This window comes from Alphaproteobacteria bacterium (assembly GCA_040220875.1).
In the GTDB taxonomy this organism is placed as follows: domain Bacteria; phylum Pseudomonadota; class Alphaproteobacteria; order JAVJVX01; family JAVJVX01; genus JAVJVX01.
On record JAVJVX010000006.1, the window covers coordinates 378,736 to 403,187 of the forward strand.

Consider the following 24,452-nt stretch of genomic DNA (forward strand, 5'->3'; position numbering starts at 1 on the left):
CGCACCTCACTCCGTGACCCGGCCCTTGAGCAGATGGTCGCGGGCAAAGAGCAGGAACACGATGGAAAACGCCACGATCAGCCGCCGCTCCATTCCGAAGGGCGAGAACAGCACGTCCCACACATAGGCGATCCCGATAAAGGCGATGAGCGGCACGATGGGATGACGGATGAGAAACATACTGGTCAGCACGCTCAGGCACAGAACGACGTTCCAGCCCCAGAAGACCGCCCCCAGCACGCCCGCCTCGACCCACGCGCCGAAGAAATGGGAATGGCTCGGGATAAGATCGGAAAAGAACACCGTATCGCTGACCTCGTAGCCCTTGCGGCGCAAATCCAGCAGCATGGCGACATATTTGCGGTCCTTCGCCCACGACCCGTGGCCGATGATGGGTGAATCCATGATCGCGTGCGACGAGGCGTAAATCTCCATCCGCCCGCCCAGCAGGATTCCGTATTCGCCGCGGGCCTGGTCGAAGTATTTTTCCCGGGCGGTTTCGCCGAGCGCGCCCGACATGGCGGCATAGGAATAGACCTCCTGCATCAGCATGGCGACCAACGCGCCACCTGCCAGAATGACCGCTGCGCGGCCCGGTGAAAAACTGACACGGCGAACCCTGTTGCGGGCCAGGAACATCTGGACGGAAATATAGGCGACCGTCGCCAGTGTGATCGCGCCCAGCGCGCGGGCGCCCTCGAACAGCAAAAACATCGACATGGCGAAGAGTGCCAGGACCGGGATCGCCATGTGCCCCCGCCGGTACGCGGGCTCGATGAAAACGGTGATCGCCATGACCGACGCGAAGCCGAGGCCGAACTTCCACGGTTTTTCGACCATGTAGTCCGTGGGATTGAATTGAACCATCAGGAATGTGCCGAGCGCGAAGCCAAGGGCCAGGATGGACATGCGCCGCGGCCGGTTATCGATGAGGATGTAGAGCACGGCGAAATTGATCATCAGAAAGATGATCTTGGACCAGCCGCGGCTGTAATCGCCGAACGGCGTGTCGCGGATGATATCGGTCGCGATCTGGGACATCAGCCAGATGACGCCGAGCAACAGCACCATGGCCGGGCCGCGCTCCACAAGTTTCTGACCCCGGAACAGCACGAGGAACGGGAAGGCCGCGATCATCAGCACTTCCGAGAAGAGCAGGCGGCCGACAAGATTGATTTCGAGAAAGAGCACGGCCGGAATCAGGAAGAGGAAGGCCTCGGTGGCGATTTCCTGCCCGTCCCGGCGCGGCCGGTTCGCATCCGGCGCCCCGGCCGGATCGGACCGGGTCGCGCCGGACATGCGTGACAGTCTCGTATCCAAGGACGGTTCCCCCTGCTTTCCCGACCCCCGCGGCCGGGCGGCGGCCGGTCGCCGCGCGCGAGACTAGCACCCTGCCCCGCGGCGCAACAGGGCGGCTAGGCCAGTCTCCCGGCGCGGAGACGGCGCAGGATTCCCGGCAGCCAGAGGGCCATCGGGATCCCGGCGAACACGTAGAGCGCCAGCACATTGCCCCAGGCGATACCGGCGACGCCGAGCGTGCCGGCCAAGACCAGCTTCGCGATCACCGCGCTTATGGCGACCGCGATCAGTACCGCGAGTTCGAATTTCAGTTCGTGGATCCCGTTGAGAAGCACTGTCACGCAGAGCCAGGCGGCACTGCCAATGGCATAGAGGGCCAGCGCGATCAGGAACGACAGCGAAACAGTGACCGCGTCGCCGACCCAGAGACGCAGAATATCGGAGCCGAAGACGACAAAGACGATGGCAAAACCTGTCGTCAGCACGAGCGCCAGCTTGACCGTGCGGCCGAATGCGCGCGCCGCCCAGGCGCCTTCGCCCCGTGCCTGCGCCTCGCCGAAAGCCGGCCAGAACGGATTGACGAGCAGCGCCACCACGACCGCGGCGAGCGAGAACATGCGGAAGGCGACCGCGTAATCCGTGACCGCTTCCGGGCCGAGGATGTGAGCGGCGATCAGGTTATCGGACCAGAAGGCGACGGCGTTGACGGCGATCAGGCTGAAAAACAACACCCCCTGGCGGGTCAGGTCGAGAGCTTCGCCCCAGTGAAAGAGATCGAGGCGCGGTCGCAAATGCGGGCGCCGGCGGCCGAACAGGACAAGGCCATTGACGAAACTGGCAACCAGCGGGATTCCTGCGGTCGCCAGCACCAGCCAGACGAGACCGCCTTCGAGATAAATCACCAGGAGAATACCCGCCAGGCTGGCGAGGCGGCCGGCACTTTCCCAAATCCCGTTGATAAAGCCTTCCTGAAATCCCACCTGGGTCTGGGTCACGACGCCAAGGGGCAGGCCCGCGAGCACGCAAGCCACGAAGGCGAGCATCGCGGGGCCCGCCTCACGCGCCGCCTGATCCGTCGTGACATTGAAGACCTGCGCCCAGGGCACATAAGGGTAGACGGCGAGGAAAAGCATCGCCATCACCAGGGCGATGCCGCAGAGAAGCACGAAGGCGTTGCTGATCGCGCGGTGCTGGCCGGCCGTATCGTCCCGGCCATGTGCCGCCGTCAGCCTGTTGAGAAGGCTGGTATCGAGACCGAGATTGGCGAGCGCGAGAAAGAACACGAGCGAGCTGATGGTCATCCAGAGCCCGTAACGCTCCGCACCGAGATAATCGACGGTAAGCGGCACGGTGATCAGGATCGTGATCATCCCGATGACGCGCGAGAGCGCGCCGGCGAGACCGAACAGCGTCGTCCGGCGGTAGCGATCGCGCGAACGGCCTCTGGCGCTGTCCCCGCCCACCCCCTCGCCACGCATGATCCCGGCCAGTTCGCGCAGCTTCTGGATAAAGGGAGCTATCACGGGCCAGCCAACCATGCCGCGCTGCCCTCAGGCTTCCGCCTGAAGAACGCGCTCGAAATAGGCGATGGTGTTCTTGAGACCGGTCTCGAGATCGACGGCGGGCGACCAGCCGAGCGCGGACTTGGCCAGCGTGATATCGGGACGGCGCTGCCTCGGGTCATCCTCGGGCAGGGGACGGCGCTCGATTTCCGAGCGCGAGCCGGTCATCTCGATGATTTTCTCGGCCATCTCGCGAATGGTCATTTCCGCCGGATTGCCCAGATTTATGGGTCCGGTGACCGAGGCCGGTGTCTCCATGAGGCGCACGAGGCCCTGGACCAGGTCCGAGACATAGCAGAACGAGCGCGTCTGGGTTCCTTCACCATAAATCGTGATGGGCTCGTTCCTGAGTGCCTGGACGATGAAATTCGATACCACCCGCCCGTCATTCAGGTGCATGCGCGGGCCAAACGTGTTGAAGATGCGCGCCACCTTGATTTCCAGCCTGTGCTGGCGCCAGTAGTCGAAAAACAGCGTCTCGGCGCACCGCTTGCCCTCGTCATAGCAGGCGCGCACGCCTACGGGGTTGACGCGGCCGACATAGGATTCCGGCTGCGGGTGCACATCCGGATCACCATACACCTCGCTGGTCGATGCCTGCAGGATGCGCCCGCGAATCCGTTTGGCAAGGCCCAGCATGTTGATGGCGCCATGGACATTCGTCTTGGTCGTCTGCACCGGATCGCGCTGGTATTGAATGGGCGAGGCCGGGCAGGCGAGGTTATAAATTTCGTCGACTTCGACATAGAGCGGAAAAGTGACGTCATGCCGGATCAGTTCGAAATAGGGATGGCCCAGCAGATGGGCGATGTTGGCCTTGGTGCCAGTGTAAAAATTGTCGACGCATAGGACATCGTGCCCCTTTGCCACGAGGTCGTCGCAAAGATGGGACCCAAGAAATCCCGCGCCGCCGGTTACCAGTATTCTCTTTCTTTCGTGCACCACACCCCCTGTCCAGTTACCTGTCCTGTTACCTGGCCTGTTACCTGGCCTGTCACCCGGCCGTCGCCGTCCGGATCAGGTTGACAGAAATTCCTGCGTATCGTCTTCCAGAACCAGGCAGGTCAACCGCCCGGTTGCGAAAGCGCCTGTATCTATGCCGATGCGATTGTGACGTATTTCGGGATCGTCTGTAATGGTGTGGCCGTGGATGACAACCTGACCGAAATCGGCATCGCTCGACAGGAAGGGCCCGCGAATCCACAAGAGGTCGTCGGCCACCTGATCGTCCAGCGCCACGCCGGGACGGATGCCGGCATGCACGAAGGCGAAATCGCCCTCGACATGGCTGAGCCGAAGATTCTGCAGGAATGACAGATGCGGTTTGGGGAGGACCCGGCGAAACTCCGCCTGAAGCTGGCGCAGGGACTCGTCAGTCGGATCGAAGCGCCTCGGTTTCAGCCCGTAACTCATGAGGGTGGCGTCGCCGCCATATTGCAGCCAGCCCCGCGCCACCTCGTAGTCATCGAGGAAATCGAGCAGGATGATTTCGTGATTGCCCATGAGATGCACGGTCTCGAAATCGGGCAGGGGGTCGCTCAGCAGCAGATCGATGACCGCGCGGCTCTGCTCGCCGCGGTCGACGTAATCGCCCAGAAATACGACGACCGCCTCGGGGGCCGCCCGGTGCTGGCGGACCTCTCGAATCCGGTCCAGCAGTTCCGCCAAAAGGTCCGCGCGGCCATGAATGTCGCCGATCACGAACACCACCCGGCCTGGCGGAATTTTCGGGCGCGACGATTGCGGACGGTTTTTTCTCCTGGCTGCGGATTGCTTCGAGTCCATGACCCATCGATAGCAGAATTCCGGCCCCCCGAACACGCCCTAACGCTATGATCCAGTGGCATTTTTCTTGTTTTTGGCAGCCCGTGGCCGAGGCTGCGAGCCAGCGCCGCAAATTTTCCTATGGCCCGGTCATAGGAATTGCCGAGATTTTTCAAACCTGTAGGTTTAGGGTCCCGAACTGGCCTCCCGGTGACAATCACGGCTTCTCAAGGCGGTTCCATGGACGCGGAAACAAAGCGCAGCGCCCCTGGCTTTCCCGAGAAGGAAGGCGCCGCACGAGACAACGGCAAACAGGCCGGCCCGGCCCAGCGCCGGCGGGTGGGCCTGGCCTCGAGCCTGGAGACGATCCTCTCGGGCTCGCTCCGCGGCCTTGAATTCCTCATCGTGCTGGGCGCCGGCTCGCTCGCCTACATCCTGCGCCACGATGCGGTGCCCCCCACCTCCTACCAGCTCGCCATGCTGATCGGCGCCGTGCTGGCGGTCTATTTCATGCAGGTGGCGCGGCTTTACGATTTCCGGTTGCTGCGCGACGTGACCGGGCAGGTGGGACCGCTGACGGCAAGCTGGCTGGGTGTGACGCTGACCCTGATCGCGGCCGCGTTCTTCACCAAGACTTCCGAGGATTTTTCCCGCATCTGGGGCGGGCTGTGGCTGCTTGGCAGTTTCGTCGGCTTCATCGTCGCGCGCGTCTGGGTCGCCTCGCTCATTGCCCACTGGCAGAATTCCGGCCGGCTGGTGACCCAGACAGCGGTTGTCGGAACACCCGATTTCGCCCGGCGACTTGCCCGGCTGATCGGTACCAAGGAAGCCCTCGGCATCAAGGTCCTGGGGCTTTTCCGCGGGCCGGGCGCCAGCGCACAGGCGGCCGACCCGGACGCACCGCTTGCCGATTTCGAACACCTTCTCGCGATGATCCGCAGCAACCAGGTCGACCAGGTCATCCTCGCCTTTGCCGGCGACGATACCGGCCTGCGCGCAAGCCTGGACCGTCTGAAGGAGTTGCCCGTGCCGGTAAGGCTGTGCCCGGGGCCCACCGTGCTGGATGTGCCGTCACTTCAGTTCAGCGACGTGTCGGGCGTGCCGGTCCTGAATGTCTACGACCAGCCCTTCCGGGGCTGGAGCCGGGTCTTCAAGCTTCTGGAAGACCGGATCGGCGGCGCGATTCTGACCGTGCTCGTCCTGCCGCTCGCCCTTCTGATCGCCCTGGTGGTCAAAATCACCAGTCCCGGACCGGTCCTCTTCCGGCAAAAAAGATATGGTTTCAACAATAACGAAATCACCGTGCTGAAATTCCGCACCATGTATATCGAGAGTGACGAGGGGCGGGGCAGCGACCTGAAACAGGCAACGCGCGGCGATCCACGTGTGACCCCCTTTGGCCGATTTCTCCGCCGGACGAGCCTTGATGAAATCCCGCAACTCTGGAACGTGTTGCGCGGGGACATGTCGCTGGTGGGCCCGCGGCCACACGCCGTGCCGCATAACAAGTATTATGCCCGGCTGATCGGCGAATATCTGAGCCGTCACCGGGTCAAGCCCGGCATCACCGGCTGGGCGCAGGTCAACGGCTTCCGGGGCGAGACGGAAACAACCGAACAAATGCACAAGCGTGTCGAATATGATCTCTACTACATCGAGAACTGGTCACCCTTTCTGGACCTGAAAATACTTTTCCTCACGCCCTTCGTCGGGCTGGTGCACAAGAACGCGTATTGATATGGCTCCTGTGACTCGAAGAGCGACTGCCCCATCGGCCGGGCGCCTGGCGGAACGGATCGTCCTCTACGGATTTCTCGCCATCGTCTTTCTGGCGCCCCTGCCCTTCGGCAGCAACCGTCCCTGGTCATGGAGCATGCTGAGTCTGTCCGTGGGCGGGCTGCTCTTCCTCTGGGCGGTGGCCGCATGGCGCGCGCCCGGCCTTGTCCGCGTGCCGGCGACCTGGCACCTGCCACTGACCATTCCCTTCGTCCTCTTCCTGCTTTGGGTCGCGGTCCAGGCGGCGAGCTGGACGCCGGCATCCTGGCATCATGAAGCCTGGGCCGAGTTCGAGGCCATGCTGGGCCACGATTTCGCCGGCGCCATCAGCCTCAACCCCGAAGACAGCTGGACCGAGATGATGCGGATCATCGCCTATGGCGGCGCCTTCTGGCTTGCCATGCAACTGGGCCGGGAACGCGCGAACGCCGTCTTGCTGACCGAAACGATTGTCGCCGCAACCGGCCTTTATGCTTTTTACGGTCTTGTCGTTTATTTTTCCGGCAACGATTTTGTCCTCTGGTATCCCAAATGGGCTTATCCCGAGGTGCTCACAAGCACCTTTGTCGGCCGGAACAACTACGCCACCTATGCCGGCATGGGGGTCGTCGTCGGGCTGGCGATGGTCTTTCGCGAAATCCGCAATACGGCGCGACACGACGTCCTGACCAGGCACAGTTTTTTCGATCTGACCGAAAAATTGCGGCTGCGCGCATTTCTGCTGGGACTGGCGGTGCTCCTCAACGGATTCGCGTTGTTGCTGACACAATCGAGAGGCGGCTTCCTCGCGACATTGGCCGGCGTCATGACGTTTGGTTTCGTCATCATGCGGCGCCGGCAAGTCGGGTTGAGAACATGGATTTTGTCACTTGGTGGCCTTCTGGTTGCGGTCGCGTTTTTCATGCAGATCGCCGGGGCGGGCCTGGTGTCGCGGCTGGGGCAGACGGAAACGGGCGAAGCCGATTCGCGCTCGGAAGCGTATGCCCTGTCGCTTGAAGTGATCCGCGACCATCCCTGGATAGGGACCGGGCTGGGAACATACCAGGAAGTGTTTCACCGCTACCGCGACCGCGACATGTCCTCGCTGACACCTGATTCGGATCACGCGCACAACACCTATCTCGAGCTTTGGCTGGAGACGGGCCTGATCGGCTTCGTTCTGCTGATGAGTCCGATTGTGTTGGTGACGCTGGCGGTCGCACGCGCAGCCATCACGCGTCGGCGCAGCTATACCTTCCCGGCCGCCGCACTGGGTGTGGCGGTCCTTGTGGGCGTGCACGCGCTGGCTGATTTCAGCGTCGAGATGCCGGCCGTGGCGCTGACATTCGTGGCCCTCCTCGGGCTCGGTTACAGCCAGTCGCGTCACGTGGGTGAGGAGTTCACCTGAGCGCCGGCCCTGCCGCGCCCTGTCGGGGTGAAGAACAGACGCTTCTAGAAATCGCGCCGCATGAGATAGATCCGGTCGAATTCGGCGCGGAGGGCGGGCTCCTCCACCAGAGCCGGCCGGATCATGTGGCCGGCCGTATGGCGACGGGCCAGACGGCCGAGGTCATAAATATCGTGGCGCGCGGCCGCAAGGAACTGGGTTTGCAGCAATCGGCGTGTCTCCGGGCCAAGGAACGGCCACAGCACGACCCCCAGCCGCGCGCGTTGCCAGACCAGTTTCGGCGAATAGGGCGCGACCAGAATGGCGTTGCGGAGCAGGCGGTCAGTGTCGGGCCCGATTCCGTCGAGCCGGAGGCTGGTCTCGAGCAGATGCGCCCACGCGTAGGGTTGGCTCGGGTTCAACTCGAGAGCCCAGAGATCGATCGCCCGCGCCGCCGCCAGAAATTCCTGCCCCCTGGGCGTCGTGTATCCGGCGAGGCGGGCCTGCGCCAGGCGAAGCGCACCCAGTTCGGCCGCCATGCCGCCTTCCTGGTGCCATTTGAGCCCGCGCACATAACCGTCAGTCGCGTCATTCAGATCTTCGACCGCGACCGTCTCGTCGGCCGCCAGCCGGGCGACCACGGCGCGGTGTGAGGCGGTGAACCCGCCGCCCATCATGCGCGGGAGTGCCAGGGCGATGAGCGCGACCGACAGAAGCAGAAGCCCGATAAGTCCCGATTTCCCCATCGTCCAATCCGGCCCGGCGATCAATCCGCGTAATACTTGTGATAGGAATCGAAGTAGTGGCTGGTGCGCCCGTGATCATAGGATGCGTGTTGATGGGCATCCACCTGGGTGAGCACCACGCCCGCCATGTCTGCCCCCGCCTCGATAAGCTGGCGGGCCGCGACGACGGACGAGTCCCGCCGCGTCTTCGCCCAGCGCACGCAAAAGACCACTTTATCCGCAAGCCGGGCCAGGATCAGCGTATCGGAGACCGCGAGCAGGGGCGGCGAGTCCAGAACGACGAGGTCGTAGTTGCGTGTAAATTGGTGGATCAGGCTGGTCATGTGCATCGATCCCAGCATGTCGGCCGGGTTGGGGGCGTGCGCGCCCGCGGTCAGAATATGAACGCCGGATTTCGTATCGAATTCGAGCACGTCGTCAAGCGTCACCTCTCCCAGGAGATAATCCGTCAGGCCCCGTTCGTTCGGAAGGCCGAGATATTCATGCACGGACGGGCTGCGCAGATCGCAATCCACAATGATTGCACGCTGGCCGGCCTTGGCGGCCGAGCAGGCAAGGGAAAGAGAGACCGATGACTTGCCTTCACGCGGCACGGCCGAAGAAACGACGACCGATTTCGGCGCCTTGTCGACATTACTGAGCATGAGCCCGGTTCGCAGCGATCGGACCGCCTCGCCAAAGACGGAATTGGGTCGTTCGACCGCGATTTCGTGGGGCATTTTCGCCGTGCCCCGACGGCGACTGGACGTACCGACCGCGGGCAGCACGCCGATGACCGGCAGCCCGAGCACCGTCTCGACCTGAGAAACGCTGCGGAAGCCTGCGTCGAGATACTCGACGACAAAGGCACCGAACACGCCCACACCGAGGGACACGATGAAGGCCAGCAGCACCAGGCCGCGCTTGTTCGGGAAATAGGGCCGGCCCGGCACCACGGCACGCGAGATGATCCGCGCATCCGCCTGCTGGAGGCTTTCATCCTGGATACGCGTTTCCTTGAGGCGCGTGAGCATGGTTTCATACAGGCGCTCGTTCGCTTCCACCTCGGTCTCGAGGGCGCGAATCGTAACCTCCGCCTCACTCTGCTGATCGATCCGGACGCGTAACCGTTCCAGCTCGTTCTCGATATTGGCTTCTCGCACACGGGCGAGCTCGGCCTCGTTCTCAAGATTTCGGGCGATCTTGACAACTTCGGTCTGAATGCTGTCGCGCAGTTCCTTGAGTTCGTTGGTCGCCAGGTCCAGCTTGGGATGGCCGTCACGCAACTGGGTGCGCAACTCGGCGATTTTCCGGGCCACCTGGGCTTCCTGTTCACGAAGGCGCTGGATAAGGGTCGAATCCAGAACCGCGGCGGCGGTTTCGAGACCGCCCTCGGACTCCATCAACTCGCCAACCTGTGACGCGCGGGCCTCTGCCTCGGCTCGCGCCGTGCGTGCCTTCGACAGATCGGCGCTGAGCTCGGCAAGCTGGGTTTGCAGAACGGAGGTGCCGGCCACCTCAACATAGCCCGAATCGCGACGGAACTCCTCAAGCCGACGCTTGGTCTCGACCAGCCGCTGGCGCAGATCCTCGACCCGCGTATCGAGCCAGGCCGTTGCCTGACGAGTGACGTCGGTCTTGCGGTTCAATTGGTCGAGAATGTAAACCTCGGCCAGGGTGTTGGCGGCCAGGGCGGCGAACTCGGGATCGGTCGAGATATATTCGATCGTGATCACGCGCGAACGCTCGGACGGCGTGATTTCGAGACCCGAGAGGAAATAATCGATCACATCCTCACGCCACTCGGCCTCCTCGGCCGCCACCTCGGCCTCGGACGGCTCGTCGTCGATATCGAGGCGATCACCATTAAGCACGTCCGGGGCGGGCAGGATCGCATCCACAACCGCGTCGCTCACGCCCTTGAGCCAGGTCTTGACGGTCCCGATCACGGCGCGGAACGCGCTTTCCGGCTCGTCCTCGCCGGTAAACAAAGGGTGCTCGGTCAGGTTCAACCGGTCCACGATCTGGGCCGCGAGTTCGCGCGACGACAATACGGCGGCCTGGGTTTCCTGGGTGTAGTAATCGTTGGACAGGCCCTGCGCGACGGAATCGATGTCGACCACGTTCTGCTTGCCGCTCTCCACGATGATATCGGCATCGGCGCTGTAAAGCGGCGTGAGCTGGTTTACATAGACCGCCGCCACGGCGGTGATGAACACGACGACGGCGGCGATCAGGACCTTGCGTCGCAGGAGGACCTCGAAGAGCGCCTTCAGGTTGAGAGCGGACTCGTCATCCTCCTGGCCGCCGAACCCGCGCGCGACTGCCGGCCGGCCGCGCCCGGCCGGGTCGTGGTGCTCCGGATCCTGGCCCGGACTTTCGAAGGGAATCGTGTTCGCCACGTGCCTGATCGTCCCTTGGCGGGACGACACGGGTCGCCCTCGCTCATGTTTCGCTGCCCGCGTCCGGGCCCCAGCCTCCGAGCAAGTTCCGGGCCAGGCCCGACCCGCAGGCCGGGGTCATCGCCCCCTTGCCGATCAAGCCGGCCTTCCCGAAAAAATCGGGTTAACCTAAGTATTTACCAAGGAAAATTAAATAGTTAATTGGACTATCTAAACTAAAAATGAAGATTAACTCTAAGATTACAATAAATTGTGTCTTTTACTCTTCAGGCCTACCAGAACTGGGGCGATCGGTCAGAACAGCCGGCGCTCCACCTCGAGCGTGTCACCTGGCAGGACGAGGTCTTCGAGATCGAGATAGTCGAAATCCGAGCCGTCAGCCTCGAGTCCGTCGCGCACGAGGACCACGTCGCTGGTCCGTGCCCGGCGGGTGAAACCACCCGCAATCGCCACCGCCTGGCGCACCGTCAGCCCGTTGACATAATCGTACCGGCCGGGCCGGTTGACCTCGCCCAGAATATAGAACGGGCGGTAATTGACGACATCGACGCTGACCCGCGGATTGACGAGAAAATCGCGATCGAGGACCGTGCTCAGCTTTTCATGAAATTGCGCGACCGTAAGCCCTCCCGCCTGGAGTTGGCCCACGAGGGGGATGGACAGGTTGCCCTGGCCGTCGACCTCGAATTCGCCCGAAAGATCGGCCTGGCCAAAAACCGTGACCTTGAGCTTGTCGCCCGGCCCGAGCTTGTAAGCTGTCGCAAGCCCCTGCCCGGCGTTCGAGCGAGCCGGGGGCGAAGCCGATTCCTGGGCCCGCGCGCCGGCCGGGCCGAGCCCGGTCGTCAGGCTGGCCCACACAAAAATCGTGGCAACGAGAAAAAGGCTGACTGTTTTCATTGGGATCATCAATCCTGCCTGACCTTGGCCTGACCTTGGCCAGATTTTGGCCAGATTTGGCCGGATTTGGCCGGATTTGGCCAGACTTGGCGAGACTTGGCCGGATTGGCTCGGCATCACCGCTAAGCCTGTGACGCGCCCGCTTGTCGGCGCCCGGCACAGCGGCCCAACTTATGTTTTCCTTTGCCGGTCCAAGTCAAGGGCCGCTCATGTCCGGGCGCCTGCCAAGCGCTCAATAAATCGTTACAGCTGGCTCCCCAAACTCAGGGTGATGCGGTTATTGGTGAAATTTGAGGTGGGGGAGTCCGACTCCCGCTCGTCGAACTCGTAATTCAGCCGCGCGAAAAAGAACCGGTTAATGAGGTATTTCACCCCGAGGGCCCCCGCGAAATTCTTGTCGACACGTCCGATGCCGCGGAATTCGTCGTGCTCGAACCCGACAAGACCATCAAAAATCACATTATGGAGAGGCGCGTAATCGACGCTCAACTCCACCATGTCGATCACGCGGCCCGACTGGGTGCTGGCGGTCGTCTCGCCGATCTCCCGCCCGAACTGAAGATCGAGCGTCATGAGATCCGTCGGGTTCCACAGGACCCGCCCCTCATAGGACAGCCCGCCGATATCCTTGAGGCTGGGGGATTCAAAGAGTTCGCGTTCCCAGCCCACGCCGACCTCGACGAAGGTGACACCGGATGCGTCCCAGGTCACGCCGGCGCGCGCGCGGTAGCTTTTCGAGTCCTTGTCCAGCCCGCTGCGGTCCGTTCCCAGAACGAACTGATCGGTCCCGACGGCTGGCTCGATGAACAGGGTCGTGCCGGGTGAGACGGTGTAGCCGACACGCTGGACCAGCTCCAGCGTGTCCTCGTCGCGCGTATCGTTGTCGATATCCCCCGTGTCCCGCCAGTCTGCGCGCCGGCCGCTCAGGCGGGTGCGCAACAGGCCGACATCCGAATCGTATTCGAGCGTGGATTCGAATCCGTAATTCAACTGGCGCGCTGGCGACGGCGAGGCGCGCAGGGAATCCAGGGATGAGCGCGATTCCGTCTCGCGTTCGACGAAGACCGAGGATCGCAGTGTGGTGAAGAGCCCGATATCCAGCCGGTTTTCGAACGCTGCCCGGTAATCGAAGTAATCCTCGCTGTTGAAATCGCGGTGCCGCGCGTATTCCGAGGACAGTTTCAGCGCGACGCTGTGATTTACCCAGTCCGATTCGATCTCGATCTCGGGATTGGCGATAAAGATGACGTCATCGGACTCGTTGGCGTTCTCGCGGAAAATGTTGTCGTCATAAACGGTTTCAAGCTCGAGCTTGGGCCTGATCTCGAAACTCGCAAGCTTGGGCATGAGGTACATGGATTGCGGCCGGCGCGGCTGGCCGAGAGTTTCGCCGACCGCGTACCAGAGTTGGCGTGCGTTCACGCCGATGGGGTCGTATTCCGGACGCGGTTCGTTGCGAACCGATTCCCTCTCCGCCGTGCCCGCTTCGATCGCCTGGGCCCAGCCCGGTGATTCCGGCATGGCGAGAAAGAGCGCCAGAGCGAGGATCGGGATCCGGACGCTGGCCGGCCGGGGCGCGGACACCGGCGGCGGCGCGGTCGTGGCGATAGGGGGACGCAGTGACACCCGGTTCACCGCGGTCCTTGCCGCCGCGACAGGGCGCACATCTTAGTTCGGGCTTGGAACGGCCACATCCGCGAATTCCGGGTCAGGCAATCCCAGGGCATCGAGCAGTTGTTCCTGACCGGTATCGGGCAGGACGTCCGTCAGTGTCTCCGACACGGCCTGGGCGACCTGGGATTCCAGCTCGTAAATCTCGTTCAGGTTCACCATGTATTCTTCTGCTTCTGCGCTGGGCGCAAACTGGCTCTCCTGGTCGGCCGGCTCGATCACGGCGCCGGTCAGGTAGCTCTTCAGCTGATTGCGGTTAAATCCCGGGATTTCAAGATCGAGCTCGCCATTGGTGACCACCACCTCAATGACGATCGCCCCGCCCTGGTCACCCGAGAAACTGCGCGAGCCTTCGATTACACTCCGGGAATCGTTCCCCAGGATCGACATCGGCGTCCACTGGTCGGGCCGTGTCGTCTGAATCCGGATGGGCACTCCATTGACCCGGATGCCCGATCCGAAGGGCGCGAAGAGCGTTGGATCGCCAATGTCTTCCGTCAGCAGCACGAGACGATAGGTACCGTTCTTCAGCGCCACCTTGAACCCCTCGAGCCCGATGATACCGTCATCCAGCACGCTGCCCTCGCCGGGGCGGCGAATGGCCGAGCCACCCTCGGCATTGAGGCGGATCCGCGGATCGTTCGCCGCGATTCGTTCGAACCCTGCGGCCGCCGGCGCGTCGGGCGGGCCGAAATCGAAAGCGAAGGTCCCTTCGCGCGGTCGAAAATCGCGTTCCACGCCGACCTGAATCACACGCGACGAGCTCAGCCCCGTGGCCGCGACCTGGGCGACCCGGCTCACGGCTGCCGTCACCTGCTCCGCGTTACCGCCCGCATCCTTGAGTGCGAGCAGAAGCTGGCGGGCCCGGCGCGCGACCACCTTCGGGCTTGCTTCGCCCTGGCGCAGATAGGAATCAACCAGCGCCATGCCGTCCTCCGAGCCGGAAAGCGCGCCGGTCAATGCGGCCGGCGGCACCGGTTCGAGCGCGGGATCGCCTTCGGGCGCGGTCTGGGCCAGTACCGGCCCGGCAAGGCCGAGGATGAGGGACAGGACGAGAGCGAGGGACAGACGGGCCCCGGCAAGTCCCGAGCCCGTGTTGATCCGTCGAAGACGTGTCCCAGCGTGAGGCGAAGCCATGATCCGATCCCTTCCCGTCCGAACATTCCCCGGAACTCGTTTCGGCCCGGTAAACGGGCCCAAATTCGCCCGGCCCGGCCGCGCGCATCGATGCGCCGCGCGCAAGGCGCCGCAAGTATAGTGCCACTGGCCCCGCCGAGGATAGATTCTTGACGCTATTCCCGGCACTTAAGAAACGCCCGGCCGGCCTGGCCCGGCCGCCTTGCGGCAAGGACGTCTGAGACGTCCCGTCTCCTCATACACATTCATTTTGACTTGCAAAATGGGAATTTTTGCCATTTTGCAGGATCGGAACCGGGTCTGGCGCCTGGCTGAACCCCGAATTTCGGCATATTCAGCGGATATTAAGAAATAAATCCGAATGTTAACCATCCCGCGGGGTGAGCCGCGGGACGGACCGCCGGACCGAGGCTGTCGGCCGGAAAACATGGGCCGGAAAACGTGGCCGGAAAACATGGGCCGGAAAACGTCGGCCGGAAAACATGGGCCGGAAAAAGGGGACGAGGATGCAGGACGGCCTGACTGACATTGAACCGGGCATGACCGAGGGCGCGCCCGGGCTGGAGCGGCGCATGGTACTGCGCGTCCTGCACCGCTGGCGGGAGGTCTCGGGCGAGCACGCCATGCCGCTGATCGGGGACGTCAGCGCCGAGGCGTTCCGGGAGTTCTGGCCTTATTGCTTCGTCCTGGATTTCACCCGGGGCGAGGAAAATCCGGTATTCCTTGAATTCGGCGAGGAGCTTGAAGAGATCTGCGGACGCAATATGGCGCGACGGCCGGCGAAAGAGACCCCGGCCCCCACGGTGATGAGCGAAAGCTTCCGCTACTGCTACGAGGTATTGCGCAAGAAGGTCCCCGTCACTCGCGGCGGGGAGTTGCGCCAGGGAAACGGAACCCTGGTTCTCTATCGGTCCGTGCTCCTGCCGATCACCACCGGGGGCGAGGACGTAACGCATATTCTGGGCGCAGCCAACTGCCGCGTTGCCGCCACCGGCAGCGCGGAATAAACGGAGCAACTTTTGGGCAAGATCGTCTCATACGAGCTTCAGACCTACCGCATGGGGACTTGGAAGATTGATTCAATCTTCGATGACAAGGAGCTCGCGCTTTTTGAAGCCCGGCGCGTGGCCGAAAGCCGGCGGCACAGTGCGGTGCGCGTCGTGCAGGAAGACTACGACGAAAACACCAACGACACGACGAACCGCATCGTCTATCGCAGTTCAAGCGTCGCCGAGAGCAATAATCAGGCGGCCGAAAAACAGCGCCAGATGAAGCGGCCGGCGGCCGCCAGGCCGACCGGCGGCGGCGAGATCATGGGCAAGCGCCGGGCCGCGGCGCCGCAGAAAGACAACACCTTTTCTTTTGGAATCATCCTGACGGCGGGCAGCATCCTGCTTCTCGGCATCGCCGCCATGCTGGCGCTCCACTACGTCGCCAACTCTCTCTGAGCCGGTAGGCTCGGCCTTCATCTCTGAGCCGGTAGGCTCGCCCTCGCCTGCTATTGCGGCGCGCGCTTCGCCAGAATCCGTTGCAGGGTGCGGCGATGCATGTTCAAGCGCCGCGCCGTTTCCGAAACATTGCGATCGCACTGATTGTAGACGCGCTGGATATGTTCCCAGCGCACCCGGTCGGCCGACATCGGTTGTTCGGGCGGCGGCGGTAACGGATCGGCCGTGGCAAGAAGCGCCGATTGGACTGCGTCGGCATCCGCGGGCTTGGGCAAGTAGTCGACGAAGCCCGCCTTGACCGCCACCACGGCCGTCGCGATATTTCCATAGCCCGTAAGCACGATGGCCCGCACATCAGGGCGCGCGGCACGCAACTCGCCGACCACATCGAGTCCGCTGCCGTCCTCCAGCCTCAAATCGACGACGGCATAGGCCGGGCGGAATTCGCGGGCCACGACCACGCCCTCTGTCTTGCTGCCGGCGGTCCGCACATCGAAGCCGCGGCGCTCCATCGCGCGGCCGAGCCGCTCGCGCAGGGGACCGTCATCATCCACGATGAGAAGCGACATATCGCGGCCGGCCGCCCGGTGATCGGCCGCCGCCCGGCGCGTCACATTATCCGCCGTGTCCTGGTCCGCCGCGTCCTGGTCCGCCGTGTCCTGGTCCGTCATGTCCCCGTCCGTCGTGCGCTGGCTGTTCCTGTGGCGATATCGCACCCTTTCGGGCGCGGCGCGGTAGAGTATACGTCGGATTTATATGGGCCGATCACGGCGTCACGTCCAGAGCCTCGCGCGGCCAGAGTATGGTGACCCGGGCGCCCCCCAGCCCCTTGCGGCTGGCGGGTGACGGGTTGGCGAAATCAAGCGTCGCACCCATGCGCCCCAGCAGGGTTTCGGCGATGAAAATGCCCAGACCCAAATGTTCTCCCGTGCCGGACCGGCTCGAGAGATAGGGCTCGCCGAGGCGCGCCAGGATGGCCGGCGGAAACCCGGGGCCATCATCCAAGAGGCGAACTTCCACGGACGTGGCCGACCAACGGATCTCGGCGACCACGCGGTGACGGGCAAACTGCAGGGCATTTTGCACCAGATTTCCGAGTCCGTGCATCAGTTCGGGTGTTCGCCGGACAACGGGTTCGGGGTTGTCTTTGTCGGCGTGGCGGTCCACGTCGAAAGCCACCCCAGGACCGGTGCCATCGTCCGCGAATTTTTGACCAAGCTCCGCCATGAGTTGGGAGAGTGGCAGGGTCTCGAAACGCAGGAGTGCTTCTCCGGCATTGGCGCTCGAGAGCCGTCCGAGGCTGGCCAGGATATCGCGGCACCGCGCGACCTGTTCCGTCAGAAGCTGCAAATCGTCGCGCACGTGGTCGGGCGCATCGGCCAGCGCCTCGCTGCTCAATTCCTTGACCGCGACCGCGATAGTCGAGAGCGGACTGCCCAGCTCATGCGCCGTGGCCGCAGCCATTGCCCCCAGTTCCGACACGCGATGTTCGCGATCGAGCGCCAGTTGCGTCGCGCCGAGCGCGTTGGACAGGCGCCGCGCGTCCTCGGCCACCCGCCAGCCATAGGCGGCGATCAGGCTGGCACCAAGCACCAGCGCCACCCAGAGGCCGAGGACATAGACCGTCGGGATGGGCGGCGCGGCACCTTGCCAAGGCAGCGGCTCGTGCCAGACCGCCAGCACCGAGATACAGGCAACGCAAAGTGCCCACAACAGGATCATGCGAAAGCGCGACAGGATTGTCGCCGCGATCGTCAACGGCCCCATCAGGAGAATTGAAAAGGGGTTTAGCAGGCCGCCCGTCAATTGCAGCAGGGTCGCAAGCTGCAACACATCGAAGGCGAGATACCATGTGGCTTCCCGGTCGCCCAGATGAAGATGGCGTTGCGTGCGCCAGGTCAGCACCAGGTTGAGCGCGGCCGACGCGGCCACCGTCATCATGGCGAGGTCGATGGGCAGATGGAAGCCCATCAGATAATGCACCACGAGGACGGTGATCGCCTGGCCGGTGACAGCGATCCAGCGGATCAGAACCAGCGTGCGGGCGCGCACCCGCGCCGGGCGGCCCATGTCGATCTGGCTCTTGTCCAGCGCGGTGGCCGCCACCGCGGGCGCACCATTCCCCCCTGTCGCGGAATTGGCCGGATCGGAAAAAGACGCCATTGGCACCGGACCCCGAATAATCAGTTGATCGAACTACCGCGCAGGCCGCCATCAATGATGTTATAACGCGCACGCAGTCACCAGACCAGAAACCGCCTCCTTGCCCGCTAGAAAGTCCTCTCACCCATGTCCGACGTTCCGTTTGCCGTGATCGATGTCCGAAACCTGGTCAAACATTTTGGCTCAACAGCCGCGGTAGACGGCATCAGCTTCACCGTCTCGGCCGGTAGCACCACGGCGCTTCTGGGCGGCAATGGCGCGGGCAAGACGACAACCATTTCGATGCTGCTGGGGCTCCTGCTGCCGACCAGCGGCGAAATCCGGATTCTGGACCAGGACATGCTGCGCCATCGCTTTCGCGTTCTGCCACGGCTCAATTTTTCCTCACCCTATGTCGATCTCCCCCACCGGCTTACGGTGTATGAAAACCTGCGCATCTACGCGAACCTCTATGGCGTCCCCGACCCGGACGCGCGGATCGACGGCCTCGCATCCGATCTCGATCTCACCCCGCTTCTGACACGGCCGACCGGACGACTTTCTTCGGGACAGAAAACCCGCGTCGCCCTCGCCAAGGCACTCCTGAACGAGCCCGACGTGCTGCTCCTCGATGAACCCACCGCCTCGCTCGATCCCGACACGGCGGATTTCGTTCGCCGCTATCTCAGCGACTACCAGAACCGGACCGGCGCCACCATCCTGCTCGCATCGCACAACATGACCGAGGTGGAGCGGCTGTGCGACCGGGTGCTGATGATGAAGAACGGCACGATCGTGGATCGCGGCGCGCCCGACGAGCTGATCCGGCGCTATGGCCGGCGTGATATGGAGGAGGTGTTCCTGCATATCGCGCGGGACACGCCCGAAGCCGATCGGGCGGAGGCAGGATCATGACCGCCGAGTTCGACCGCGGCCCAGGCGGCTCCCCGCTCCGGCGCATCGGGGCGATGGTGATGCGCTATGTCTATCTGCTGCGTGGCTCATGGCCGCGAATTCTCGAGCTCTGCTACTGGCCCACGGTGCAGATCATCCTCTGGGGCTTCATCACCCAGTTCTTCATGACCAACAGTTCCTGGGTCGCGCAGGCAACCGGCATCCTGCTTGCGGCGGTCCTGCTATGGGACATCATGTTCCGCAGCCAGCTCGGCCTGTCCCTGTCTTTCATGGAGGAAATGTGGTCGCGCAACCTGGGTCAGCTCATGGTCACGCCCCTCCGCCCGCACGAGCTCATTCTCTCGCTCATGACCATGAGCCTCATCCGCACCCTGATCGGCATCACGCCGGCCGCGCTGCTGGCCATCCCCCTCTATCAGTTCTCGATTTTCGAACTGGGCCTGCCGCTGGTGGCCTTCTTCGTCAATCTCATGGTGATGGGCTGGGCCATCGGGCTCCTGGTCTCGGCCCTGGTGCTGCGCCTGGGGCTGGGCGCGGAAAGCCTCGCCTGGCTGACAATTTTCGCCGTCGCCCCCGTCAGCGGAATCTATTATCCGATTTCCGTTCTGCCCGGCTGGCTGCAGCCGGTTGCCTGGGCGCTCCCCTCGGCCCATGTCTTCGAAGGAATGCGCGCGGTGCTGATCGAGGGGGTGTTTCGCACTGATTTGTTCGCGAGTGCCATGGCGCTGAACGTCGTCTATATCGTCGCCGCGGCCGGATTCTTTCTGTGGATTTTCGAGATTGCGCGCAAGCGCGGCCTGCTTCTGAATATCGGCGAGTAACCGCCGGCCGCGCCGGCATCACCAGTACTTCATGGTGGCCGAGACCGTCGTTTCAGGCCCTTCGAGCGTGATTGCGGCGTCTTCAAAATCCGGCGCCGAGAGAAAGACGACGGGATCGCGGGAAAACCCGAATCCCTCGCGCGGCAGGCCCAGAAAATTTGTCCGGAACCTGTCGTCTCCGTCAGCGTCATGGAAAAACGCGATGGCATAGCGCCCGGGCGCCAGCCCGTTCGTCACCACCTGCAGGCTGCCTGGCGTCGCCGGTACGGCGATCTTGCGAATTTCCTCACCCTCGGGAAACTCCCCGGCCCGGTCGAAGATGGCGATCCGCACGAGACCGTTCGCGTTTCTGATCCCATGCAGATCAAGCACGAGCCGGGCGCCGGTTTCGCGCGCGGCCGGTTCCGGCCTCTCCGTCTGCCCCCGCACCGCACCGCCCGCAGGCGTCGCCCCGAGAAAGACCGCAAGCAGAACCACGGCCAGCCGGCACCGGCACCTGGGCCATGCCTGGCGGATCATGACGCAGCCTCCCGTGGCCGGCCATCGCCAACGCCCATATCGCGGAGTACCGCCGCCACCGCCTCGACGGCGCGGGCCATGTCGTCCGGCGTCAGGTGCCCGATACATCCCATGCGAAAACTTTCGGCCGCGGTAAGCTTGCCCGGATAGATCACAAATCCCCGCGCGGCCAGCGCATCGTAAAATTCGGGGAAGCTGAAACCGGGCGCGGCCGGCATGCGAAAGGTCACGATGATCGGCGCCTGCAAGGCCGGGGGCAGAAGCGGCACGAAGCCTAGTCTGCCCATGCCTTCCACCAGGGTCCGGCAGTTCATGGCATAGCGTCGAAAGCGCCCGGCGACACCGCCCTCCGCCTCGTGCTCGGCAAGCGCTTCGGCCAGCGCGGCCAGGACATGCGTGGGCGGCGTGAACCGCCACTGGCCTGTCGCCTCCAGCACCTGATTCTGCTCGTAAAGATCGAACGAGAGCGAGGCCGAATTCCCCGCGCAGCCTGCCAGCTCCTCGCGCCGGATAACCGCGAAGCCGAGCCCCGGCACGCCTTCGAGGCATTTATTGGATGAGGCGATGACCGCCGCCAGCCCGAGCCGGGCGGCATCCAGCGGCAGCGCGCCAAAGCTGCTCATGGCATCGACAATGAGCGCCCGGCCGGCCGCGCGACAGACGCGCGCCACATCGGCGAGCGGATTGAGAATGCCCGAAGTCGTCTCGCAATGGACCATCACCACATGGGTGATGTCGGCCTCGCGCTCGAGTGTGCGTGCCACGTCCCTCGGTGCGATGGGGACGTCCTCCGCCCAGGTCAGGGTGACGACGCGCTTCCTCTGGCGCTGGAGGATGGTTTCGATGCGCCGGCCGTACGCGCCGTTGATCAGGACCAGGGTCCTGTTCTCCGGCGCGATCAGCGTGGCGAGCGTCGCCTCGACGGCAAACGTGCCCGAGCCCTGGACCGGAACGGCAACAAAGGCATCCGTCGCGGCCGGCCGGCCGGGCAGCGACGCCCGGCGCGTTTCGAGGCAGGCGATCCGGACGAGCCGGTCGAGAACGTCGCGGGTGAGGCGGATGAAGTCGCCATCGCGCGAGCCCCAATCGCGCAGCATCGCCCGGCGCGTCGCCGGCGCGGTCGTGAGCGGGCCGGGCGTCAGCAGCAGCCGCGCTTGGCCGGGCGGGATATCTTGTGTCGGGTCGTGAGACATGTTTATTGACCTATCACGGGGTGGCCGACACATCATCATCGCCGGCCGCCCGCGGCGCAAGACCGGGACGAAAGGGCCGGCAAGGAGCGAGGAACTGTCATGAGCGGGCCAAACGGGAAGCGGAATTGAGCGTCACCACCGGCCTCTGGCTTGTCCGGCATGCCCCCGTCATCGACCCCGAAGGTCGCGACCCGGCCCGCAAGGCCTACGGTCATCTGGACGTGTCGGCCGATGTTTCCGATTCGGCCTGGCTCGCGCGCGTGGCCGACTGCCTGCCGCCGGACGCGTTGTGGATCACCAGCCATCTGAAGCGGACCAAGGAAACGGCGGCGGCTCTCCGCGAAATCATGACCCCGCGCCCGGACAGTCCGGTGGCGGAAGACCCGGATCTGGCGGAACAGCATTTCGGTCACTGGCAGGGTTTGGGTTATGAGGCCATCGCAACCTGGCAGGACGAGCAGTCCGAGCGGTTCTGGGCCAACCCGGCACGCGAGCCGCCGCCGGGCGGCGAGAGTTTCGAGTCCCAGTTGCGGCGCACGACGGCCGCAATCGACCGACTGTTGCACCACCACGGCGGACGCGAGATCGTGGTCGTGGTGCATGGCGGGACGGTCCGGGCGGCGCTGGGCCGGGCCATGGAGCTCACACCCGAGCAGGCGCTCGCCTTCGAGGTTGATAATCTTTCCATCACCCATCTGCGCCATATCGAACCCGATCCGGCGGAGGCCAAATTCCTTACGGCGCGCGGCGTCTGGCGCGTGCATGTCACGAATTTATCGCTGCGGTACCCCGATTTTTCCACCCGCGGATGATCCCTCTCGCCGCCCGCCGCCCGCCATCCGCCATCCGCCCATGAACAGCCGCAATTTCCGGTTATGAGAAGCTCAAGCCTTACCGGCACCCTCACCGCAGGAGCCCCGTCATGATTCACACCCGTCACGCCTCCGGCAGGCTGATTGGAGCCTCCCTCGTCATCATAATCGTTCTGTGCACCGCCCTTGCGAGTGGCCGCGCCCGGGCCGAGTCGAGCCAGCCCCAGATTCTCGTGGACCGGGCGACCGTCGCCCTCCAGGACCTGCTGCGTGGTCCCGATCAGCGTGAACTGGGACCGATGCTGGACACGGCGGCAGGCGTGCTGATCGTGCCCAACATGCTGAAGGCCGGCTTCTTCTTCGGCGCCGAGGGCGGTAGCGGGGTGCTGCTGGCGCGCCATCAGACCGGCGAGTGGAGCGCGCCCGCCTTCTACACCGTGGGCAGCGCAAGTTTCGGCCTGCAATTCGGCGCCGAGACCTCCGATGTGGTTTTTGTCATTCGCAATCAGGGGGCGCTCGAGGCGGTGCTCAGTCACAAGGTGAAGCTGGGCGCCGATGTGAGCGCCGCGCTTGGCCCCATCGGGGTCGGGCGCGAGGCGGCCGCGACAACCAATGTCGGCGCCGACATCGTGGCCTTCGCCAAGTCCGCTGGCCTGTTTGCCGGGGGCTCCGTCGAGGGCTCCGTGATCGCGGACCGCAACGACTGGAACCGCATCTATTATGGCGGCGATACGGAACCGGTGGCGATCATCCAGGGCAGGATCTCGAATCCGGGTGCTGACCGGCTGCGCCAGGCGCTGATGCGCTAGGCGATCTTGCGCCTCAGCTCCCGGTGAACAGCAGGGCCAGGGCGAGCCCCGCCGCCAGAAACAGATTGGCGACGGCATAAAGATAGGCCGCGCGGGTGATATCCGCGACCGTGGCCATCGCGCGACCTTCGCCGATCCATTCTCCCCCGCGCTGATGCCCGTCGACCCGTTGCGGCCCGGCCAGCGTCAGCCCCAGCGCGCCCGCCAGGGCGGCGATCACCGGGCCGAGCGACAGTGACGGATGACGGCGCGCGTCGCGCAGAATGACGCGAAACACTTCGCCCGGGCGGGTCGTCGGCGCGATCAACGTGGCCAGGGCGAACAGACCGGCGGCAAGCCAGGCCGGCAGGTAGTTCACGGCGTCGTCGAGTCCGCGCACGAGCGAGCCGAAGGCGAGATGACGATGCTGATAACTGGCCATGGTATGCGTCGATTCGCAGATCGCCACATAGGCGAACAGACCCGGCAATCCGAGCAGCACGTACCAGAAGACCGGCCCCGCAAGGCGCGACAGGCTGGCCCGCGCGGCGGCCTCGATGGCGCGGCGCGAGATGAGGTGCTCGTCAAGCGTGTCGTCGTCGGGACCGAGGAACTCCCGGAGCGCGGCCGCGCCCGCGTTCAGCCCTCCCCACCGGAGTGCGCGGGCGATCTTGCGCAGATGGCCGAGCGCGTAACGCGGCGACAGCATCGCCGTCACCGCCAGCAATTCGATGACAAAGCCGAATGGCAGCTCGGGCGGCAGGTTGAGCGCGAGGAGATGCAGCAGGCTGCCAATCGCCGCGCCCGCAAGGGCGAGACTGACCACCGCAAGGAAGCCCCGCACCTGGCGGTCGCGGGCGCTGCGCTTGGAGCGGTTCAGCCGGCGCTCGAGCCCCGCCGCCCAGCCCTGGAAAATCTGCCGCGGTCCCGGCGTCACGGTGCGCAGACCCCGGGGCCCGCCAAACAGGAGATCGAGGCCGAGCGCGGCCAGCACCACGACCAGCGCATCCGGCACAGCCGCGAGGCTGAGCGCGCCCAGGTCGCCGAGGCCAAGATCGAGCGCGGCGGTCAGCGCCGGGAGAAGCGCGATTTCGGGGACGGGGGACAGCGGGTTCATGGCGCGCAGAATGGGAGGCAGGCCCGGGGGCGTCAACGCCGGAAACCGGACGCGCCGGATGCCGGCTCGGCCTCGCTGGAAGCCTCGCTGGGGCCACG

Annotated in this window: 22 protein-coding genes; 8 read left to right on the forward strand and 14 right to left on the reverse strand. The window is 64.3% G+C overall.

Annotated features, from left to right (window positions below):
* Positions 1 to 6: 6 nt before the first annotated feature.
* The 4 genes from RLQ26_07795 to RLQ26_07810 form a co-directional block, all read right to left on the reverse strand.
* Positions 7 to 1,320, reverse strand: coding sequence for an O-antigen ligase family protein (locus RLQ26_07795; protein ID MEQ9088626.1), 1,314 nt, complete (start codon positions 1,318 to 1,320; stop codon positions 7 to 9).
* A gap of 95 nt (positions 1,321 to 1,415) precedes the next feature.
* Positions 1,416 to 2,837, reverse strand: coding sequence for a hypothetical protein (locus tag RLQ26_07800; protein MEQ9088627.1), 1,422 nt, complete (start codon positions 2,835 to 2,837; stop codon positions 1,416 to 1,418).
* A 12-nt stretch (positions 2,838 to 2,849) separates the two neighbouring features.
* On the reverse strand, positions 2,850 to 3,806 hold the full coding sequence (locus tag RLQ26_07805) for an SDR family oxidoreductase (protein MEQ9088628.1): 957 nt from the start codon (positions 3,804 to 3,806) through the stop codon (positions 2,850 to 2,852).
* 72 nt (positions 3,807 to 3,878) lie between these two features.
* The gene (locus RLQ26_07810) at positions 3,879 to 4,562 is read right to left on the reverse strand and encodes a metallophosphoesterase family protein (protein ID MEQ9088629.1); all 684 of its coding nucleotides are present in this window, start codon (positions 4,560 to 4,562) and stop codon (positions 3,879 to 3,881) included.
* A gap of 303 nt (positions 4,563 to 4,865) precedes the next feature.
* On the opposite strand from RLQ26_07810, the gene RLQ26_07815 reads away from it, so the two are divergent.
* Positions 4,866 to 6,362, forward strand: coding sequence for an undecaprenyl-phosphate glucose phosphotransferase (locus RLQ26_07815; GenBank protein MEQ9088630.1), 1,497 nt, complete (start codon positions 4,866 to 4,868; stop codon positions 6,360 to 6,362).
* A gap of 1 nt (position 6,363) precedes the next feature.
* Positions 6,364 to 7,788 (forward strand): O-antigen ligase family protein, encoded by a 1,425-nt coding sequence (locus RLQ26_07820; GenBank protein ID MEQ9088631.1) that lies wholly within the window; start codon positions 6,364 to 6,366, stop codon positions 7,786 to 7,788.
* A gap of 44 nt (positions 7,789 to 7,832) precedes the next feature.
* Here RLQ26_07820 and RLQ26_07825 read toward each other — a convergent pair whose 3' ends face one another.
* The 5 genes from RLQ26_07825 to RLQ26_07845 all read right to left on the reverse strand — a co-directional run bounded on the left by RLQ26_07825 (position 7,833) and on the right by RLQ26_07845 (position 14,599).
* A complete protein-coding gene (locus tag RLQ26_07825; GenBank protein ID MEQ9088632.1) occupies positions 7,833 to 8,513 on the reverse strand; it encodes a hypothetical protein in 681 nt (226 codons plus the stop codon).
* 20 nt (positions 8,514 to 8,533) lie between these two features.
* Entirely contained in the window at positions 8,534 to 10,894 is a 2,361-nt protein-coding gene (locus RLQ26_07830) for a polysaccharide biosynthesis tyrosine autokinase (protein MEQ9088633.1), read from the reverse strand.
* Between the two features lie 294 nt (positions 10,895 to 11,188).
* Positions 11,189 to 11,791: a polysaccharide biosynthesis/export family protein gene (locus RLQ26_07835; GenBank protein ID MEQ9088634.1), complete on the reverse strand. Its 603-nt coding sequence runs from the start codon at positions 11,789 to 11,791 to the stop codon at positions 11,189 to 11,191.
* Between the two features lie 243 nt (positions 11,792 to 12,034).
* Positions 12,035 to 13,417, reverse strand: a complete 1,383-nt coding sequence (locus tag RLQ26_07840) for an outer membrane beta-barrel protein (GenBank protein MEQ9088635.1) — start codon at positions 13,415 to 13,417, stop codon at positions 12,035 to 12,037.
* A 42-nt stretch (positions 13,418 to 13,459) separates the two neighbouring features.
* Positions 13,460 to 14,599 (reverse strand): hypothetical protein, encoded by a 1,140-nt coding sequence (locus RLQ26_07845; protein ID MEQ9088636.1) that lies wholly within the window; start codon positions 14,597 to 14,599, stop codon positions 13,460 to 13,462.
* Positions 14,600 to 15,105: 506 nt separating this feature from the next.
* On the opposite strand from RLQ26_07845, the gene RLQ26_07850 reads away from it, so the two are divergent.
* Both RLQ26_07850 and RLQ26_07855 read left to right on the forward strand, forming a co-directional pair.
* Positions 15,106 to 15,606 (forward strand): PAS domain-containing protein, encoded by a 501-nt coding sequence (locus RLQ26_07850; GenBank protein MEQ9088637.1) that lies wholly within the window; start codon positions 15,106 to 15,108, stop codon positions 15,604 to 15,606.
* A gap of 12 nt (positions 15,607 to 15,618) precedes the next feature.
* Complete coding sequence (locus tag RLQ26_07855; protein MEQ9088638.1) at positions 15,619 to 16,047, forward strand: hypothetical protein; 429 nt, start codon at positions 15,619 to 15,621, stop codon at positions 16,045 to 16,047.
* Between the two features lie 50 nt (positions 16,048 to 16,097).
* Here RLQ26_07855 and RLQ26_07860 read toward each other — a convergent pair whose 3' ends face one another.
* A complete protein-coding gene (locus tag RLQ26_07860) occupies positions 16,098 to 16,616 on the reverse strand; it encodes an ActR/PrrA/RegA family redox response regulator transcription factor (protein ID MEQ9088639.1) in 519 nt (172 codons plus the stop codon).
* A gap of 196 nt (positions 16,617 to 16,812) precedes the next feature.
* On the reverse strand, positions 16,813 to 18,210 hold the full coding sequence (locus RLQ26_07865; GenBank protein MEQ9088640.1) for an ActS/PrrB/RegB family redox-sensitive histidine kinase: 1,398 nt from the start codon (positions 18,208 to 18,210) through the stop codon (positions 16,813 to 16,815).
* Between the two features lie 126 nt (positions 18,211 to 18,336).
* On the opposite strand from RLQ26_07865, the gene RLQ26_07870 reads away from it, so the two are divergent.
* Positions 18,337 to 19,104 carry an ABC transporter ATP-binding protein gene (locus tag RLQ26_07870; GenBank protein MEQ9088641.1) on the forward strand — a complete coding sequence of 256 codons (768 nt, stop codon included), beginning with the start codon at positions 18,337 to 18,339 and terminating at the stop codon, positions 19,102 to 19,104.
* A complete protein-coding gene (locus RLQ26_07875; GenBank protein MEQ9088642.1) occupies positions 19,101 to 19,925 on the forward strand; it encodes an ABC transporter permease in 825 nt (274 codons plus the stop codon). Before RLQ26_07870 ends, RLQ26_07875 begins: the two co-directional genes overlap by 4 nt.
* Before the next feature lie 18 nt (positions 19,926 to 19,943).
* Here the strand turns inward: RLQ26_07875 and RLQ26_07880 are convergent, their stop codons facing one another.
* Both RLQ26_07880 and RLQ26_07885 read right to left on the reverse strand, forming a co-directional pair.
* Positions 19,944 to 20,444, reverse strand: coding sequence for a DUF2141 domain-containing protein (locus RLQ26_07880; protein ID MEQ9088643.1), 501 nt, complete (start codon positions 20,442 to 20,444; stop codon positions 19,944 to 19,946).
* Entirely contained in the window at positions 20,441 to 21,637 is a 1,197-nt protein-coding gene (locus RLQ26_07885) for a 2-aminoethylphosphonate--pyruvate transaminase (protein ID MEQ9088644.1), read from the reverse strand. The genes RLQ26_07880 and RLQ26_07885 overlap by 4 nt, the downstream gene beginning before the upstream one ends.
* A 125-nt stretch (positions 21,638 to 21,762) precedes the next feature.
* Here RLQ26_07885 and RLQ26_07890 point away from each other — a divergent pair, with 125 nt between their 5' ends.
* Positions 21,763 to 22,449: a histidine phosphatase family protein gene (locus RLQ26_07890; GenBank protein MEQ9088645.1), complete on the forward strand. Its 687-nt coding sequence runs from the start codon at positions 21,763 to 21,765 to the stop codon at positions 22,447 to 22,449.
* 110 nt (positions 22,450 to 22,559) lie between these two features.
* Entirely contained in the window at positions 22,560 to 23,258 is a 699-nt protein-coding gene (locus RLQ26_07895; GenBank protein ID MEQ9088646.1) for a lipid-binding SYLF domain-containing protein, read from the forward strand.
* 13 nt (positions 23,259 to 23,271) lie between these two features.
* On the opposite strand, the gene RLQ26_07900 is transcribed toward RLQ26_07895, so the two are convergent.
* Positions 23,272 to 24,390 carry a CobD/CbiB family cobalamin biosynthesis protein gene (locus RLQ26_07900; GenBank protein MEQ9088647.1) on the reverse strand — a complete coding sequence of 373 codons (1,119 nt, stop codon included), beginning with the start codon at positions 24,388 to 24,390 and terminating at the stop codon, positions 23,272 to 23,274.
* Positions 24,391 to 24,452: the final 62 nt, after the last annotated feature.